At 35.7% G+C, this 18,335-nt stretch carries 17 protein-coding genes; 13 read left to right on the top strand and 4 right to left on the bottom strand.

Annotated elements, in window-relative coordinates:
* Positions 1–79: 79 nt before the first annotated feature.
* Positions 80–2,212, bottom strand: coding sequence for an ATP-dependent DNA helicase DinG (dinG, locus tag ACQVD9_RS08970; protein ID WP_264745700.1), 2,133 nt, complete (start codon positions 2,210–2,212; stop codon positions 80–82).
* Positions 2,213–2,278: 66 nt separating this feature from the next.
* Between dinG and grxB the strand changes: the two genes are divergently transcribed.
* Genes grxB through ACQVD9_RS09035 form a run of 13 tightly spaced genes read left to right on the top strand, consistent with a single transcriptional unit; the run spans position 2,279 to position 13,908 of the window.
* Positions 2,279–2,920, top strand: a complete 642-nt coding sequence (grxB, locus tag ACQVD9_RS08975; protein WP_264745701.1) for a glutaredoxin 2 — start codon at positions 2,279–2,281, stop codon at positions 2,918–2,920.
* 26 nt (positions 2,921–2,946) lie between these two features.
* Complete coding sequence (locus ACQVD9_RS08980) at positions 2,947–4,368, top strand: mannose-1-phosphate guanylyltransferase/mannose-6-phosphate isomerase (protein WP_264745702.1); 1,422 nt, start codon at positions 2,947–2,949, stop codon at positions 4,366–4,368.
* Positions 4,358–5,098 (top strand): glycosyltransferase, encoded by a 741-nt coding sequence (locus tag ACQVD9_RS08985; RefSeq protein WP_264745703.1) that lies wholly within the window; start codon positions 4,358–4,360, stop codon positions 5,096–5,098. Before ACQVD9_RS08980 ends, ACQVD9_RS08985 begins: the two co-directional genes overlap by 11 nt.
* Before the next feature lie 9 nt (positions 5,099–5,107).
* Positions 5,108–6,025: a glycosyltransferase gene (locus ACQVD9_RS08990; protein WP_264745704.1), complete on the top strand. Its 918-nt coding sequence runs from the start codon at positions 5,108–5,110 to the stop codon at positions 6,023–6,025.
* The gene (locus ACQVD9_RS08995; RefSeq protein ID WP_264745705.1) at positions 6,026–6,820 is read left to right on the top strand and encodes a glycosyltransferase family 2 protein; all 795 of its coding nucleotides are present in this window, start codon (positions 6,026–6,028) and stop codon (positions 6,818–6,820) included.
* The gene (locus ACQVD9_RS09000; RefSeq protein ID WP_264745706.1) at positions 6,817–7,929 is read left to right on the top strand and encodes a glycosyltransferase; all 1,113 of its coding nucleotides are present in this window, start codon (positions 6,817–6,819) and stop codon (positions 7,927–7,929) included. The genes ACQVD9_RS08995 and ACQVD9_RS09000 overlap by 4 nt, the downstream gene beginning before the upstream one ends.
* Positions 7,930–7,941: 12 nt before the next feature.
* Positions 7,942–9,006: a dTDP-glucose 4,6-dehydratase gene (gene rfbB / locus ACQVD9_RS09005; RefSeq protein ID WP_264745707.1), complete on the top strand. Its 1,065-nt coding sequence runs from the start codon at positions 7,942–7,944 to the stop codon at positions 9,004–9,006.
* Positions 8,999–9,886 carry a dTDP-4-dehydrorhamnose reductase gene (gene rfbD, locus ACQVD9_RS09010; RefSeq protein ID WP_264745708.1) on the top strand — a complete coding sequence of 296 codons (888 nt, stop codon included), beginning with the start codon at positions 8,999–9,001 and terminating at the stop codon, positions 9,884–9,886. The genes rfbB and rfbD overlap by 8 nt, the downstream gene beginning before the upstream one ends.
* Positions 9,887–9,901: 15 nt before the next feature.
* Positions 9,902–10,480, top strand: coding sequence for a dTDP-4-dehydrorhamnose 3,5-epimerase (rfbC, locus tag ACQVD9_RS09015; protein WP_264745709.1), 579 nt, complete (start codon positions 9,902–9,904; stop codon positions 10,478–10,480).
* Entirely contained in the window at positions 10,477–11,601 is a 1,125-nt protein-coding gene (locus ACQVD9_RS09020; protein ID WP_264745710.1) for a glycosyltransferase family 4 protein, read from the top strand. The genes rfbC and ACQVD9_RS09020 overlap by 4 nt, the downstream gene beginning before the upstream one ends.
* Positions 11,602–12,555, top strand: a complete 954-nt coding sequence (locus ACQVD9_RS09025; protein WP_264745711.1) for a UDP-glucose 4-epimerase family protein — start codon at positions 11,602–11,604, stop codon at positions 12,553–12,555.
* Complete coding sequence (locus tag ACQVD9_RS09030; protein WP_264745712.1) at positions 12,555–13,571, top strand: MraY family glycosyltransferase; 1,017 nt, start codon at positions 12,555–12,557, stop codon at positions 13,569–13,571. The genes ACQVD9_RS09025 and ACQVD9_RS09030 overlap by 1 nt, the downstream gene beginning before the upstream one ends.
* A gap of 13 nt (positions 13,572–13,584) precedes the next feature.
* Complete coding sequence (locus tag ACQVD9_RS09035; RefSeq protein WP_264745713.1) at positions 13,585–13,908, top strand: MGMT family protein; 324 nt, start codon at positions 13,585–13,587, stop codon at positions 13,906–13,908.
* On the opposite strand, the gene ACQVD9_RS09040 is transcribed toward ACQVD9_RS09035, so the two are convergent.
* The 3 genes from ACQVD9_RS09040 to dapC form a co-directional block, all read right to left on the bottom strand.
* Positions 13,901–14,851: an NAD(P)H-quinone oxidoreductase gene (locus tag ACQVD9_RS09040; protein ID WP_264745714.1), complete on the bottom strand. Its 951-nt coding sequence runs from the start codon at positions 14,849–14,851 to the stop codon at positions 13,901–13,903. The two genes, ACQVD9_RS09035 and ACQVD9_RS09040, sit on opposite strands and share 8 nt — an antisense overlap.
* A 5-nt stretch (positions 14,852–14,856) precedes the next feature.
* Positions 14,857–16,962, bottom strand: coding sequence for a carboxy terminal-processing peptidase (locus ACQVD9_RS09045; RefSeq protein ID WP_264747878.1), 2,106 nt, complete (start codon positions 16,960–16,962; stop codon positions 14,857–14,859).
* A 156-nt stretch (positions 16,963–17,118) separates the two neighbouring features.
* Positions 17,119–18,318: a succinyldiaminopimelate transaminase gene (gene dapC / locus ACQVD9_RS09050; RefSeq protein WP_264745715.1), complete on the bottom strand. Its 1,200-nt coding sequence runs from the start codon at positions 18,316–18,318 to the stop codon at positions 17,119–17,121.
* Positions 18,319–18,335: the final 17 nt, after the last annotated feature.

The following is an 18,335-nucleotide window of genomic DNA, read 5'->3' on the forward strand; positions in this document are numbered from 1 at the left end:
CGTATTTTAATTAAATAGCAACTAATATATTTTTTAAAAGTATGTGCTAATGTGTAAATATGCTTTTAAGCGTTTAGCATTAATGAATTTCTCGTCTAAAAGGAGGTAATGCGTTGAGTAACGCTTTACCATAGCTTTTATTGATAATGCGGCGATCAAGCAGGGTGATAGTGCCTTTATCTTGCTCAGTGCGAATCAATCGACCACAAGCTTGTATAAGACGTAATGAAGCATCGGGTACAGTAATTTCCATAAAAGGATTACCCCCTCTTTTTTCAATCCATTCTGCTAATGCTGCTTCAATGGGATCATCAGGTACTGCAAAAGGAATTTTAGCAATAATCACATGTTCACAATATTCACCTGGTAAATCAACACCTTCAGCTAAACTAGCAAGACCAAATAAGATACTGGTTAATCCTTTATCTATACGGGTTTTATGTTGTTTTAGTAACTCTTGTTTGGATAAGCTGCTTTGTACCAGTATAGATTCTTGATAGGTATTGGTTAGTCCTGCATAGACATCTTGCATTTGTTTTCTTGAAGAGAATAATACAAGGGAACCTTGATAATCCTGAGTAAGTTCAGGTAATGCCTTGATAATAGCCGCTGTATGATCAGCAACATCTCTAGGATCGGCTTTAAGGTTAGGAACTTGTAATAAACCAGCCTGTTCATATTGGAACGGGCTTGGCACAATGCAGGTTACCGTAGAGTCAGGCAGCCCTGCACGCATAATCAATCGATCAAACTTGCCTAACGCTGTTAAGGTGGCAGAGGTAAGTAATGCCCCATGGGCAGTATTCCAAAGTGATTGACGTAATGTATCAGCAGCTAAAATAGGGCTGGCATTAACTTCAATATCTAAGTAATTACCTGAAGTATATAAGGTAAGCCAACGGGCATGAGGAGGTTTGTCTTCTTTATCTATAACCGTAAAGGCTGTCCATAATTCCCAATTGTTTTCAGCGCGGCTAAGCAATGCACCAAAGGCTGGATACCAGTCTTCAGCAATATAAGACGGCAAGCTTAAATTAATTTTACCATCCATTGCTTGTTTTAATAGATCAGTGAGATGACTCAAACAATCAACCAATGAGGCAAAGCCTTTTTTTAGCTCTGTAGCAATGGTTAAGAGATTTTCTGGAACAATGCCATGATTAAAGCGGTAACGCGGCGCTTCTTGATTATCTGAATTTTTAGCTTCAGGTATTGAAAATAAACCCATACAAGCATTAAGCATAAAATGCTGTTGTTCCCTTAAAGGAGTAATTAATTCAGGTATTTTTTCCAATATTCTGCCAAAGTCGCCACTGGGAGAAAACTGTTTTAAAAGTTTAGTCAGTGTTTTTGAGGTTTGGTCTAGCCAATCAGTAGTAGATTGTAAGCGCGTAAAGTGAGCAAAATGATTGATTGCTTTATCTGCGAGATGATGTCCTTCATCAAAGATATATAAACTTTGTTGCGGGGCAGGTAATACCACACCACCACCTAAAGCTAAATCAGCTAATACCATATCATGGTTAGTGACTATAATATCAACATCATCTAATTGGGTGCGTGCCTTAAAGAAAGGGCATTGTTGAAAGTTAGTGCATAATCTATTAGTACATTGGCTATGTTCTGTGGTTACACTATGCCATTCTTCATCAGTAATAATTTCTTTCCACCCATCTCGATCACCATCCCATTTGCCACTCGCTAGTTTATCTAGCATGCTTTTATATAGCTTTATATCAAGCTTATTAGTATTTTCTAATGTTTCTTCAAATAATGAGTCGCTCGTGTATTGGTCTTCCTGTAATAAACGATCTAATTTGGTTAAACAAAGATAGCGACCACGACCTTTCGCTAATGCATAAGTGAAGTTTAAATTGGTATGTTTAGCAATATCAGGTAGGTCTTTATAGATAATTTGTTCTTGTAAGGCAACAGTAGCCGTTGAAATAATCAGTTGCTTTTCTTCAAATTGGGCACAAGGTATTGCAGCTATACTATAAGCCACTGTTTTACCTGTGCCTGTACCTGCTTCAACTGCTATAATGGCGGAATCACCAACACGCTGGCCTTTGTCATCAGTAGCAATTGTGCCAAAGACTTTTGCAATTTCTGCAATCATTAGTCTTTGTCCATAACGAGGTTTTAGCCCTTTAGCTTCTAAGAAGTTAGAGTAAGCTTGTTGAATTTGCGACTTGAGTTCGTTATTGAGCATGGCTAACCTGATAATAAGTAAGCTGATTAGTTTAACCTATGATGCAAAGATTAGTAAGGAGTTATAATGGAAGTTTTATATGTTTATGATCACTGCCCATTTTGTGTAAAAGCACGAATGATTTTTGGCTTAAAAAAACGGCCTTATGTGATTCATTATTTGCTAAATGATGATGAAGCAACCCCTATTAAGATGATTGGGGAAAAAATGTTACCCATTTTAGATGAAGATGGTCACTATATGGGCGAAAGTATGGATATTGTCCATAAAATCAATAATATTGATGGTAATCCAGTATTGACTGGTGAAACTAGCCCAGCAGTTGCTGCTTGGATTAAACAGGTAAATAGTTATATTAATAAATTACTTATTCCTCGTTATGTGAATGCTACCTTGCCGGAATTTACCACTGAGGAAGCACGAACTTATTTTACCAACAAAAAAGAAGCGGCTTTTGGTGACTTTAAAACACTATTGTCTGAAACAGATCATTGGTTAGCTAAGATTAATAAGGATTTGTTAGCTTTAGAACCATTGATTAAATCTCCTAAGGCTTGTAATGGTGAATTATCAGAGGATGATATCCAATTATTTCCTCTATTAAGGGGGTTGTCTATTGTGGAAGGTGTGAACTATCCCTCAAAAGTAGATCAGTATCGTAAAAATATGTCTGACGAAAGTGGTGTTCCACTTTATAATATGAGCTAGTTAATCATTTTTAAGGAATATTTACTATGGTAGAGGCGATGGAACAACCATTGGTTCCTGTCATTATGTCTGGTGGTTCAGGAACAAGGTTATGGCCTTTATCACGCCAAACTAAGCCAAAGCAATTTTTGGCTTTAGTAGGTGAATATTCATTGCTGCAAGATACTATTAATAGATTAGATGGCATTAACAAGCAAGAACCTATTGTTATTTGTAATGAAGCACACCGTTTTTTAGTCGCTGAACAGTTAAGGCAGTTAGAACAAAAAGCGACTATTTTATTAGAGCCAGTAGGGCGTAATACAGCGCCTGCGGTTGCTTTAGCTGCTTTTAAAGTTTATCAGCAGAATCCTAATGCTATTTTATTAGTATTGGCAGCTGATCATTTAATTCAAAATACTAAAGTTTTTCAACAAGTGGTTAGTAATGCCTTAGAGTTAGCTAAACAGGACTATTTAGTTACTTTTGGTATTGTGCCTACTGCGCCTGAAACAGGTTATGGTTATATTGAGCAAGGAGCTCAAATAGCAGAGGGTAGTTACCAAGTTAAGCAGTTTATAGAGAAGCCAAGTCAGACCATTGCTGAAGAGTATTTACAAGCAGGCCATTATTGTTGGAATAGTGGTATGTTTATGTTTACTGCTAAAACTTATTTAGCAGAATTAGAAAAATATCGCCCTGATATTTATAAGGCCTGTAAGCAAGCAATGCAATCACCAACTGTTGATTTAGATTTTATCCGTATCGATAAAGAGGCTTTTTTAGGCTGTCCAGCGGATTCTATTGATTATGCTGTTATGGAAAAAACAGACAAAGCTGTAGTGGTATCCTTAGATGCTGGTTGGACAGATATAGGATCATGGTCAGCTCTTTGGCAAGTGACAAATAAAGATTCACAGGGCAACACCTTAAAAGGTGATGTTTTAGTTGAACAAACTACCAATACATTAGTTTATGCCAATGATAGATTAGTGACTACTTTAGGTGTAGATAATTTAGTAATTGTTGAAACTAAAGATGCGGTATTAGTGGCAGCTAAGAATAAAATACAGCAAGTTAAAGATATTGTTGCTAGGTTACAGCAGGCTGGGCGTATAGAGGCTGTGCAACATAGTGAAGTACATAGGCCTTGGGGTATTTATGATTGTATTGATATCGGAGAACGCTACCAAGTAAAACGTATTACTGTAAAGCCAGGTGCTAAGTTATCCTTGCAAAAACATCACCACCGTGCTGAACATTGGGTAATTGTTAAAGGAACAGCTAAAATTACCAAAAATAGTGAAACTTACTTATTGACAGAAGATCAATCCACTTATATTCCTATTGGCGAAATACACTCTTTAGAGAATCCAGGTAAGATCCCCTTAGAATTAATTGAAGTACAGTCAGGCTCTTATCTTGGAGAGGATGATATTATTCGCTTGGAGGATAAGTATGGACGCTAATAAGCAAGCAAATAATAATACTAAAATCAGTGTTATTACCGCCACTTATAATGCAGTGAAGTATTTGCCTAAACTAATAGAAAGCTTACAACAACAAACCGATAAGGATTTTGAATGGGTTGTGGCGGATGGTGGTTCGACAGATGGCACATTAGAATTACTTAAACAAGTTACAGGTATTGATATTAAAATCACTTCACAAGCTGATTTTGGCATTTATGATGCCTTAAATCGAGCCATTAAGCAGTGCGAAGGAGAGTACTATGTGGTAGCTGGCGCAGATGATTATTTTTATAAAGAAGCCGTTGCTATATTTCGTTCCGCTATTACTGAATCAGTAGACTTTGTTGCAACAGCCATTGATTGTAATGGCAAGCTGCTTCATCCTAAGGGCGGTTCTGTATCAAAGAATGGAGCTGCTGCACTAATTGCCAGCCATTCAATTGGTTTGTTAATAAAAAAATCACTGCATCAACAATATGGTTTTTATTCCCCTAAATACCCTATTTTAGCCGACCAACTATTTATTCTAAAATCGGTAGCTGGCGGGGCTAAGCTAGTAAACTCACCTCAAGCAACAGGTTTTTTCTCTACCGAAGGTGTCAGTTGTAGTAGTCCATTACGTTGTTTAACAGAGTTCTTTTGTATTCAAGTTGACTTAGGTAGTAATAAGTATTGGCAATCTCTGTTATTTTTAAAGCGATTAATACAGATATTACCTAAGATGTAAGGAAAAAAAATGGCAGTTGATATTTTAATGTCAACCTATAATGGCGAGCAATATCTTGAAAATCAGCTGCTATCGCTATTGATGCAGCGCTATAAAGATTGGACACTCTATATTAGAGATGATGGGTCTACCGATAATACTTTATCTATTATTGAGAAGTTTACGCAATTGGATGAGCGTATAAAATTAGTAGAAGCAGGTGAGAACTTAAAACATGGAAAAAGTTTTTTTAGCTTATTGAAATATGCTACTGCTGAATATATCGCTTTTTGTGATCAAGATGATATATGGTTTGAAGATAAATTAACGCATTTACTGGCTTTGGCAGAAACTGAAAACTTAAATAGTGATCAGTTTCCATCGCTGATATGTAGTCAAGGGTATAATTATAGTAATAAAACAGGACTAATTACTAAGGGATTGATTCCGAAATATTATGCCAATACATTACAGGAGTTTTTGTTTTTAAATGGTGGTTATGAGGGATGTCTTTTTTTATTTAATCGTGCTTTATTAGAAATGGCAAAATCTTATACAGCCCCTTTTTATGGGCATGATAATGTTGTTTGTTTAATCGCACATACTTTTGGCAAGGTTAAGTATTTAACTTTACCACTGATGTTATATCGTATACATGAAAAAAATACTTCAGGTATTAAGAAAATAGGGTTTCTAACGAGAGTAAAAACTTTCTTTAGAACAGATGCTACAGTGGTTACTAAAGTCGCATATGATCAGCAAAAAGAATTTTTTGACTTTTTTTATAGTAAACTAACGGAGCAACAGAAAGGAATTTTTGAGGCCTATTTAGCTTTTCCTAGTCTTTGCAAATGGGGAAGGATAAAACTATTAGTAAAAAATAAATTTAGATTGGGCCAATATCGTGGTGTTCTCATTTTGAAAACTATTTTAAGGCGGGCCATTTAAATGATTACGATATTAACACCAACCTATAATAGAGCTTATACACTAAATCGTTTATATAATTCTCTATGTGAGCAAACCAATAAGCGTTTTAATTGGTTAATAGTTGATGATGGTAGTACAGATAATACCATTAATTTAATAGAAAAATTGCAACGTGATAATAGAATAGATATTGAATATTTATATCAAGAAAATAGTGGTAAGCATATAGCAATAAATAATGGTGTAACTCACTGTGCAAGGGATTGGGTGTTTATTGTTGATAGTGATGATATTTTGACCAATGATGCTATAAAAATAGCCATTGATGAAATAATTAACCATCAAGAACATGATCAAATTATAGGTCTATGTTTTAGAAGAGCATTTTTAGATAAGAAAATTATTGGTAATAAAGTATCTGGGGATGTTTTAAGAATTAATCCGACAAAGGCTACACATCTGTTTCAGGGTGATTTAGCTTATATTTTTAAGCATACAGCTTTGCAAAATAATCCTTTTCCCACTATACCTGATGAGAAGTTTGTACCAGAGCTTTATGTGTGGAATAAAATAGCCGATCAAGGACAAATACTCTTTTTCCCAGAAAAATATATCTATTTAACAGAGTATTTAGAGGATGGTTATTCAAAAAACTTTGCCTCAAACTTACAGAAAAATCCTAAAGGATTTAAATTGTTTTATCAAGATCAACTAAAAAGAGAAAAAAATTGGAAGAACAAATTGAAGTGTTTTATTCGATCTATGCAATGTTCTCATTATATAGCTGCTAATAATAAAAAGGACAGTGAGTGAAGGTTTTTTTTCTAATTACAGGGCTTGGTATGGGAGGTGCTGAGCAACAGGTAGTTAGTTTAGTGGATCAATTAGCTAAGCTTGGTCATCAGATAGTTTTGTGTTATCTAACTGGTGAAGGAAAGGTTTTACCTTTACAAAAAGAAGTTGAAGTAATTGCCCTTAATACTAAAAAGAATCCTTTCGCATTAGGAGTAGCCTTATTTAGGTTAATAAAAATTATAAAGCAATTTAAACCAGATGTTATTCATAGCCATATGGTTCATGCAAATATTATCGCTCGTTTGGCGCATCTGTTTTCAAGAAGGGAAACTGTATTAGTTTGTACAGCACATAATAAGTATGAAGGGGGTAAGTTAAGAATGTTAGCTTATCGCTTAACAGATTGGCTTGCTGATATTTCAACCAATGTTAGTGCTGAAGCTGTGGATGAGTTTGTTGCTAAGAAAGCAACCAAGCAAGATCGCATGATAGTTATGTACAATGGTATTGATACTGATAAATTTCAGTTTAATCTAATAAAACGCCACGAATTACGCCAGCAATATCAAATCTCAGATGAAACCAAAGTACTGTTAGCTATTGGCCGTTTAACTGAAGCTAAAGATTATCCTAATTTATTACAGGCCTATGCAACATTGAAGGAAGCTAATACAGTCTTGTGGATAGTTGGCACAGGAGAAGAAAACTATAAGGCTCATTTGCAGGTATTAATTGAACAATTGGCTATTACCAATAAAGTTTTTTTCTTGGGTGTTAGAAATGATATTGCAGCTTTATTATCTGCCGCTGATCTTTTTGTTTTATCATCGGCTTGGGAAGGATTTGGTTTAGTCGTAGCTGAGGCTATGGCCTGTGAACGATTAGTTGTAGCTACTGATTGTGGTGGGGTTCGCGAAGTATTAGGTGATTGTGGTTGGCTTGTACCACCTAAACAAAATAAAATATTAACGGTAGCCATGGAAGAAGCTTTAAATATATCCACAGAGCAAGCTTTAAAGTTAACGAAAAAAGCACAACAAAGAGTGCTAATACATTATAATATAGAGAATATTACTCAACAGTGGTTAACACTGTATCAAAAATTATTAGACAATAAACGTAGGTAAATTAGGTATTACATGAAAATACTAGTCACAGGTGGTGCTGGCTTTATTGGTTCGGCTTTAGTGCGTTTTTTAATTAATGAAACTGATAATACAGTTATTAATGTTGATAAGTTGACTTATGCAGGCAATTTAGAGTCATTAAAAACCATTGCTGATTCTGATCGTTACTTTTTTGAGCAGGTTGATATTTGTGATAAAGCAGCATTAGAAAAAGTATTTGCAACACATCAACCCGATTTAGTTATTCATTTAGCCGCAGAATCACATGTGGATCGTTCAATTACAGGTCCAGCCGCTTTTATTGAAACCAATATTGTAGGTACTTATACCTTATTAGAAACTACACGTCATTATTGGAATACTTTAACAGAAATAGCTAAACAGGCATTTCGCTTTCATCATGTTTCTACCGATGAGGTTTATGGCGATTTAGAAGGTACTACTGATCTATTTACAGAAACCACACCTTATGAACCTAGCTCGCCTTATTCAGCGAGTAAAGCCAGTTCTGACCATCTAGTAAGGGCGTGGGGACGTACTTATGGTTTACCTATTTTAGTTACTAACTGTTCAAACAATTACGGCCCCTATCATTTTCCTGAAAAATTAATCCCCTTAATGATTCTAAATGCCTTAGAGGGTAAACCTTTACCCGTCTATGGTGAGGGCAATCAAATTCGTGATTGGCTCTATGTGGAAGATCATGCAAGGGCACTCTATACTGTTTTAACCCAAGGTAAAGTAGGGGAAACCTATAATATTGGCGGTCATAATGAGAAACGTAATATTGATGTGGTAAAAGCTCTATGCAATTTATTGGAAGAGTTAGCACCTAGTCATCCACAAGGTGTAAAGCAATATACTGATCTGATTACCTATGTTAAAGATCGTCCTGGTCATGATGTGCGCTATGCCATAGATGCCAGTAAAATAGCTAATGAACTCGGTTGGAAACCACAGGAAACCTTTGAGACGGGGTTAAGGAAAACAGTTGCATGGTATTTGGCTAATACTGAATGGGTTGAGCATGTAAAAAGTGGTTCTTATCGCCAATGGATAGCTAAGCAATATGGCTAATAAAATACTTTTATTAGGTAAAAATGGTCAGGTTGGCTGGGAGTTACAGCGATCTTTAGCACCTGTAGGGCAGTTGTTAGCTTTAGATCGTCATGATCAAGGTGGTGATTTAACTGATCTAAAAAGTTTACAAAAGCTAATAGCTGATTACCAACCTCATATTATAGTTAATGCAACTGCTTACACAGCGGTTGATAAAGCTGAGTCAGAAGCAGAACTTGCTCTACAAATTAATGGAAAGGCTGTTGAATTTTTAGCTGAGCAGGCTAAACAATATAATAGTTGGCTAATACATTACTCAACTGATTATGTATTTGATGGTAGTGGTGAAACAGCAAGATTGGAAGCTGCTAAAACTAATCCATTAAATATTTATGGTAAAACTAAATTAGTGGGTGAACAAGCTATCCAGCAACTAGTGGATAATTATCTAATATTTCGAACATCTTGGGTTTATGCAACGCATGGTAATAACTTTATTAAAACTATGTTACGTTTAGCCAAAGAGCGAGAAGAGTTAGCTATAATTAATGATCAAGTAGGAGCACCTACTGGAGCTGAGTTAATAGCAGATATCACAGCACATGCAATTAAACAACTTAAGCCTGAATTGTCAGGTATTTATCATTTAACAGCTAGTGGTGAAGCTTCTTGGTATGATTTTGCTAATGTTATTTTTGATGAGGCAAAGCTTTATATTGCGGATCAACTAAAAGTTAAAAATGTTAATCCAATTACAACGGATGCTTACCCAACACCAGCCCAACGTCCATTAAACTCAAGATTAGCGACTACTAAACTAAAAACAGCATTTAACGTGACTTTGCCAGATTGGCAATTAGGTGTTAAACGTGTGATTGCTGAATTGTTAACTGAATAGTAAAAAGGTGTATAAATGAAACTAATCCAAACAAAGATTGCTGATGTGGTTATTATTGAACCACAGGTTTTTGGCGATGATCGTGGTTGGTTTATGGAAAGCTATAATGAGCAGAAGTTTTTTACTGCTTTAAAAGCGTTAAATTTGCCTACGCCTAGACCTTTTGTTCAAGATAATCATTCGTGCTCACAAAAGGGTGTATTAAGAGGTTTACATTTTCAACGTGCTCCTTATGCACAAGGTAAGTTAGTAAGGGTGATACAAGGTTCTGCATGGGATGTGGCGATTGATATTCGAGCGGGTTCACCGACCATAGGGCAATGGACAGCAGTAGAATTATCTGCTGAAAATAAAAAGATGTTATGGATTCCCGAAGGATTTGCCCATGGGTTTTTAGCACTGGAAGATAATACTCATTTTTTATATAAAACAACTGATTATTATCATAAAGATTCAGAAAGTGCGATTTGTTGGAGTGATCCTATATTAGCTATTGACTGGCCGCAGTTAGATATTGATATATTGGTTTCTGAAAAAGATGCAAAAGCGCCTAGTTTTAAAGAGTATTTGGCTAAGGAACAACTACTTGAATGAAAGTAGCAATTATAGGTACGACAGCCCATTCAATTTTAGGGTTTCGTATTGATCTTATTAAATCACTTATTGCTAAAGGTCATGAGGTTTATGCTTTTGCTCAAGATTATCAACAATCATCTAAGCAAGCAGTAGAAGCGTTAGGTGCAATAGCAGTTCAATATCGTTTTAATCGAACAGGTTTAAACCCTTTTGTTGATTTAGTTAATACCTATAAACTAGTTAAACAATTAAAGTTTTACAGTATAGAACAAACTTTTTGTTATTTTACTAAACCAGTTATTTTTGGCACATTGGCAGCAGTTTTAGCTGGTGTAAAACGTCGTTATGCAATGTTAGAGGGATTAGGTTTTACTTTTACGCCTCAAGCAGAAGGAATCCCCTTTAAAACAAAACTATTAAAGCGAGTACAAGTTTTTCTTTATCAATGTACTTTGCCTTATTTAAATCGCCTTATTTTATTAAATGATGATGACAGAAAAGATTTAATAGAACATTACAATATTAAAGTAAACACTGCTATTTTAGGTGCGATAGGGCTTAATTTATCGGATTATCCTTATACTCCAGTTAAAGATACCACCGTTTCTTTTTTATTTATTGGGAGATTATTAAAAGAAAAGGGAGTTTTTCAGTTTGTTGAAGCTGCTAAAATAGTAAAACAAAAATATCCTCAGGCAGAGTTTGTCATACTAGGTCCAATTGATACAGAAAATCCAGGTGGGTTAACAGCGTTAGAATTACAAAAATTAATAGATGAACATACTATTATTTGGCCTGGTTTTGTTAGTAATGTTGCTGACTGGATTAAAAAAAGCAGTGTTTTTGTATTGCCTTCTTTTTATAGAGAGGGGTTCCCTCGTAGTACCCAAGAAGCAATGGCTATTGGTAGGGCAGTTATTACCACTAATGTTCCTGGTTGTAGGGAGACAGTACAAGAGGGGGTTAATGGTTTTTTAGTCGCTCCATATTCAGCAGAACTATTGGCTGATAAAATGTGTTATTTCATTGAGCATCCTGAGAAGATTATTGAAATGGGTAATAATAGCTATCAAATTGCTCAACAAAATTTTGATGCAGCTAAAGTGAATAAGCGTTTAATAGAGTTATTGGAGCTCTAAATGAAAAAAGTGTTAATAACGGGGGCTACGGGGTTTGTTGGACAGGCTTTTGTTAAAAGACTATTAGCAGATCATCGTTATATACCTGTAATAACTGTACGTAAACCGCTTGCCCAACATAGTGAGCTACAGCAATTTGTAGTCACTGATTTAGCTCAGCCAGTTGATTGGAGCGAAGCACTAAATAATACGGATATTGTGGTCCATATTGCTGGTCGTGCTCATATTTTAAAAGAAACAGCAACAGATCCATTACAAGCCTTTCGTGATATTAATGTAGAGGCTACTATACAATTAGCGAAACAAGCGCTTGTAGCAGGTGTTAAGCGTTTTATTTTTGTGAGCTCAATAGGTGTTAATGGTAACCATACTGAACAGCCCTTTACTGAACAAGATACACCTAATCCACAAGGTGATTATGCAGTTTCTAAGTTTGAGGCAGAACAAGCGTTGTGGCAATTAACTAAAGATACCCATATGGAGTTAGTTATTATTAGGCCTCCTTTAGTGTATGGGGAAGGGGTGAAGGCTAATTTCCTTTCCTTAATTAAATGGGTGTATCGAGGTGTTCCTTTACCATTAAGTTTGATTAACAATAAACGTTCTTTTGTTAATGTAGATAATTTAGTTGATTTATTGTGGACAGTTATGGAACATCCTAAGGCAGCTAATCAACTATTTTTAGTGGCTGATGGAGAGGATTTATCAACACCTCAACTATTAAAGGCAGTGGCTAAAGCAATGAATAAGTCTACTAATTTAATACCAATCCCCGTAACTTGTCTAAGATTAATGGCTACACTAGTAGGGAAAAAAAATATAGCAAGGCAATTATGTGATTCATTGCAGGTGGATATCACTAAAGCAAAAACATTATTAGATTGGACACCAAAAGTTACTGTTCAGCAAGGATTAGAAAAAACAGTTAATGTTTTTCTAAAGGATAAAGCATAATGTCTTTGTCATTACTAATATTAGTTATTATTGCTACGTTAGCCAGTGGTCTATTAACTTATTTAATAAAAAATTATGCGTTAGCAAAAAGCTTAATGGATATTCCAAATGAACGTAGTTCTCATACCATTCCTACACCTAGAGGTGGTGGTGTAGCGTTTGTTATTGTTTTTCTGTTTTTATTACCCTTTTTATATTGGTGGCAATTAATTCCTGAGTTTGCTCTATGGGGACTATGGGGGGCAGGCATTATTGTGGCAATCATAGGTTTTTTAGATGATCATGGCCATATCGCTGCACGTTGGCGTTTATTAGCTCATTTTATAGCAGCTATTTGGTTACTGTATTGGTTTTCAGGATTTCCCAATCTAACTGTGTTAGGTATTAATTTACCGCCTGTTATAACTTCTATATTAGCTGTATTTTATTTGGTGTGGCTGCTTAATCTTTATAACTTTATGGATGGTATTGATGGTATTGCTAGTGTTGAGGCTATTTGTGTTTGTCTGAGTGGAGCATTACTTTATTATGTGGCAGGTTATTCATTAATAAGTTATACAGCACTTATTTTAGCAGGTGTTGTAGCTGGTTTTTTATACTGGAATTTTCCACCTGCTAAAATTTTTATGGGAGATGCTGGTAGTGGTTTCTTAGGCATTATTTTAGGCGGTTTATCTATCCAAGCTGCTTGGATTTCATCTCAACTATTTTGGGCTTGGCTTATTTTGTTGGGAGTATTTATTGTGGATGCTACTTGGACACTAGTTCATCGTTTATTACGTAAAGAGAAAGTATATGAGGCCCATCGTAGCCACACTTACCAATTTGCAGCAAGGTATTTTGGAAAACATACCCCTGTTACACTAGCTGTGTTACTGATTAATATTGTATGGTTACTACCCATTGCGCTATTGGTTGCTAGTAATGATTTTAATGGACTATTTGCATTGTTAATTGCTTATTTACCTCTATGTTGTTTAGCTTATATATTTAGGGCAGGTTCAGCAGAGCAGTAATTAATTGAAAATTATGCCAGATAATACTTTACCTAAAGATAATTTCTATCAAAGAGTACTACAAGCAGTTTATAGTATTCCTTATGGTAAAGTGGCAACTTATGGTGAGATTGCTCGTCAGGCGGGTTCTTCTCGTGCTGCACGTCAAGTAGGCGGTATATTAAAAAAACTACCTGAGGATTCATCACTTCCTTGGTTTAGAATAGTTAATCGTCATGGCAGAATATCTTTAACAGGGGATGATTATCAACGCCAATATCAAGCACTGATTGCAGAAGGAATAGTCTTTAGCAAGGATGGTCGTATAGATTTACAACAATTTGGGTATTTCAGTTAATAACTAAAGCTATTTTGCCATTAATCTGATTACTTGCTAGAGCCTCAAAAGCCTGTTCTGCTTCTTCAATAGCAAAGCTTTTAGCTAGATTATGAGAGAGCTGATTAGTTTCAAATAAGGGCCAGACTTTGTCTGTTAGTCCTTTAATTAGGGTTGCTTTAAAATCGTTATCACGACTACGTAAAGTTGAGCCTGTAAGTTGAATACGTTTCGCTAGTAGTTTAGCTAAATTAATTTCTGCTTTATGACCACCCATCATAGCGATAATAACCCAACGGCCATCCACATTGAGCAGATCAGTATTAAGTGCCATATAATCAGCACCTACAGGGTCTAAAATAACATCAAAAGGGGCATCTTTAGTAAGAGCATCTAGGTTTTCTGTACGTACAACACCACCTTGAGCACCTAATGATAGGCAATAGTCTAATCTAGCTTGGCTACCTACTGTTACCCAGCAAGGATTATTAAAAGCTTTACATAGTTGTATAGCTGCAGAGCCTACACCACCAGCCCCAGCATGAATTAAGACCTTTTCAGTAGATTTTAATTGCGCGATCTGAAATAAATTCAACCAAGCGGTGGCATATACTTCTGGTATTACAGCTGCTTCTATTAATGAAAGATTTTTGGGTACAGGTAGTAAATGACGAGCATCTATAACCACTTCCGATGCCATTGCTCCACCTGCTAATAAAGCACAAACTCGATCACCTACTTGCCAATTGGTGACTTGATTAGTTTCTGTAATAATACCTGCACATTCTAAACCTAATGCTTCAGTAATACCTTTAGGTGGAGGATATTTACCTTGGCGTTGTAGCAAATCTGCTCGATTTAAGCCAGCAGCAGCAACTTGCACTCTTACATAGCCTTTAGGACAATCAATAAATTGTTCTGGTTGCCAATTTAGCTGCTTGGCTATGCTATAGAGTGCTTTCATATTATCTACTTTGTTTGCTCATGATAGGTAATATAGTCTAATAAAACATGAGCTGTTTCTACTAAATAACCATCTTTTTCAGGCTTTGGCGTTGCATTCTCTTCGAGTTCTTTATTAAATTCAGTTTCTAATGCATCTAATTTATCAATAGGCTTATCACCTTTAGCGATACGTCTAGTATTCTCTAGATTAAGCAGTTCTTGCTCTGCTTGATCTTTTTGTTGCTTACGTTGTTTTATATTCAACGAAAGTGTTTTTTCTTCAGCCAGTTTTTTTACTAAATCAGCACGTTGCTTATAGTAAACAAAATCTGGATTATTTTTAGCACGCTCATCATGTTTTTGCTGTAAATTATCTAATACAGTACTAAAGGGATTATTAATCGCTGAAATAGCAGGATTTATAGTATCCCATGGCATCGCTTCAGGTAGGCTGCTTTCACCAATTTGTTCAGTATTTATAATAGAAGGGTAGCTAATGTCAGGTACAACTCCTTGATTTTGCGTACTTTGTCCTGAAACACGATAGAATTTAGCAACAGTTAATTTAAGCTCTCCATGTTTTAATGGTAATACAGATTGTACAGTACCTTTACCAAAGGTTTGGCTACCTACTATTAATGCACGATGATAGTCTTGCATAGCACCTGCAAAAATTTCAGAAGCAGAAGCAGATAGTCGATTGACTAAGATAATAAGTGGGCCATTATAGATAGGCGATTGTTTAACTTTACCATCTTTTTCAGATGCTGAGGCATCATCAAGCACTGTCACTTGTCCATTACTATCACGAACCTGTACAGCAGGTCCTAAGGGTAAAAATAAACCTGTTAATTCAGTAGCCTCTTGTAATGAGCCACCACCATTATTACGCAGATCAATAATAATACCTTCTACCTTTTCTTTTTTAAGTTCTGTGAGTAAGTTTTTTACGTCACGAACACTACTTCTATAGTTAGGGTCATTATTTCTAACGCCTTTAAAGTCAAGATAAAAAGTAGGCAGTTCAATAATTCCAATTTTTCTTGATTTACCTTGATAATCTAGATTAAGCACAGATTTCTTTGCTGCTTGATCTTCAAGTTTAATGGCCTCACGGATTATGGTGACTTTCTTGGTAGTCAAATCTCCAGGTGGATTAGAAGCAGGAATAACTTCTAATTGAACCTTGGAACCTTTAGCGCCACGTATTTTTTTAACAACTTCCTCTAAACGCCAGCCAATAATATCAATCATTTCTTCTTTATCTTGGCCTACAGCTACAATTCGGTCGGCTGGAGCAAGTTGTTTTGATTTGGCAGCAGGGCCAGCAGGCACTAAACGGACAATTTTGACATAGTCATTATCACTTTGTAGAACAGCACCAATACCTTCTAAAGAAAGACTCATATTGATATCAAAGTTTTCCGCAGTCTCTGGTGACATATACTCAGTATGTGGATCATAAGAAGTCGCGAAAGCATTGATATAGCTTTGGAAGATATCTTCACTGGAAATTTGTTTTAAGCGTTTTAATTGATTTTGGTAACGCTTCGTGAGTTGTGAAGTAATATCTTCGTTCTTTTTATTGGTTAATTTTAAGCGTAATACATCATCAGTGAACTGTTTAGTCCATAAATCATGTTGTTCAGCTAGATCTTTTGGCCAAGGGGCTTTTTCACGATCAATTAATAATGTTTCATTACTATTAAAATCAATTTTATCAATACCGTTTTCAAGTTTAGCTAGTAGAAACTCAACACGACTTTGTACACGCTCTAAATAACGTTGATAGATAGTATAACCTTGTTTTAATTGTCCATAGCGTAGTAGACGGAAAAATTGTGTACGTAATGGTGCAAACTCATCAATATCTGATTGTAAAAAGAAACTCCGTTGAGGATCTAAAGATTTTAGATAACTATCAAATACAACTGTTGAGCGAGCATCATCAAGTGGTAATTTTAAGTAATGATGGCGGCGTAATATTTCAAAAATATTTAAACTGGTAATAATCTGATTTTCATCAGGTTTAAGGTCTTTCCAAGCTACTGCTTTTGCATCTTTTTTAGTGGTTGTTTTGGCAGGAGTAGCCGACACATCTGCCAAAACACTAGGTGCAGTAATGCCCATTGAAAAAAGTAAAGCACCTGTACAGCTAAAAGCACAAAGTGTGGATATAATTTTTTTAGTGGAAATATTTTTCATGGGTTTTAACATTGTTCCATTAATTAATAAATAATATTACGCCAGAATAAAAGGGATAATAAAACAATAATTTAGTCTTTCCTAACTATATTCTGTAAGAAATTCTTTTATTCGGTGTGCGGCTTCTATACACTCATCAATAGGTGCTACTAAAGCCATCCTTACCCTGTTAGCGCCTGGATTAAAACCATCTACCTCCCTAGACAAGTAAGAACCAGGTACTACCAGTACGTTTTGTTTCACTAATAATTGTTTAGTAAATTCAGTGTCTGCTATAGGGGTTTTAGGCCATAAATAAAAACCACCATCAGGTTTTTGAATATCCATAACAGGCGCTAGAATCTCTAAAACAGCATCGTATTTTGCACGATAGAGGGCTCGATTAGCAATAACATGTTGTTCATCTTGCCAAGCAGCTATACTTGCATATTGTGTGTGTTCTGCCATAGCACAGCCATGGTAGGTGCGGTAAAGCAGATATTGTTTTAATATTTTGGCATCACCAGCAACAAAACCAGAACGTAATCCAGGTAGGTTAGAGCGCTTTGATAAACTATGGAAAACTACACACTTATCAAAATCATTGCGTCCTAATTCTGCACAGGCTGTTAATAAACCAGCAGGTGGGCTGTTTTCATCAAAATATAATTCGCTATAGCATTCGTCAGAAGCAATAATGAAATTATAAGTGTCAGCCAGTTGAATAAGCTTTTTAAGTGTTGTTACAGGAACAAGCGCCCCAGTGGGGTTACCAGGTGAGCATAAAAATAAAATTTGGCAACGCTGCCAAATTTCAGATGGTACAGCATCGAAGTCTGGGTTAAAGCCATTCTCAGCTAAACAAGGTAAATAATGAGGTTTAGCGCCAGCTAATAATGCTGCTCCCTCATAAATCTGATAGAAAGGGTTAGGACTTACCACTAAAGCATCTTTGGTGTTATCAATAACTGCTTGCGTAAAAGAGAATAAAGCTTCACGAGTACCATTAACAGGTAAGATATGCTGTTCAGGTGTTACCCAGCCATCAGGTACAGTAAAACGTTTCTCAACCCAGCTAGCCATTGCTTGACGTAATGATAGTAAACCAGCGGTAGTAGGGTAGACGGCTAGTTTATCAATATGTTCTATTAGAGCCTGTTTAACGAAAGCAGGGGATTCATGCTTTGGTTCGCCAATAGATAAAGCAATTGCTGTTTTATTAGGGTTTGCTTTTACATCACTCAATAAAACCCTTAATTTTTCAAAGGGATAAGGTTGTAATTTTTCTAGTAATGGATTCATATTGTTAATAGTTTTAA

The organism is Entomomonas sp. E7T21, assembly GCF_058693955.1.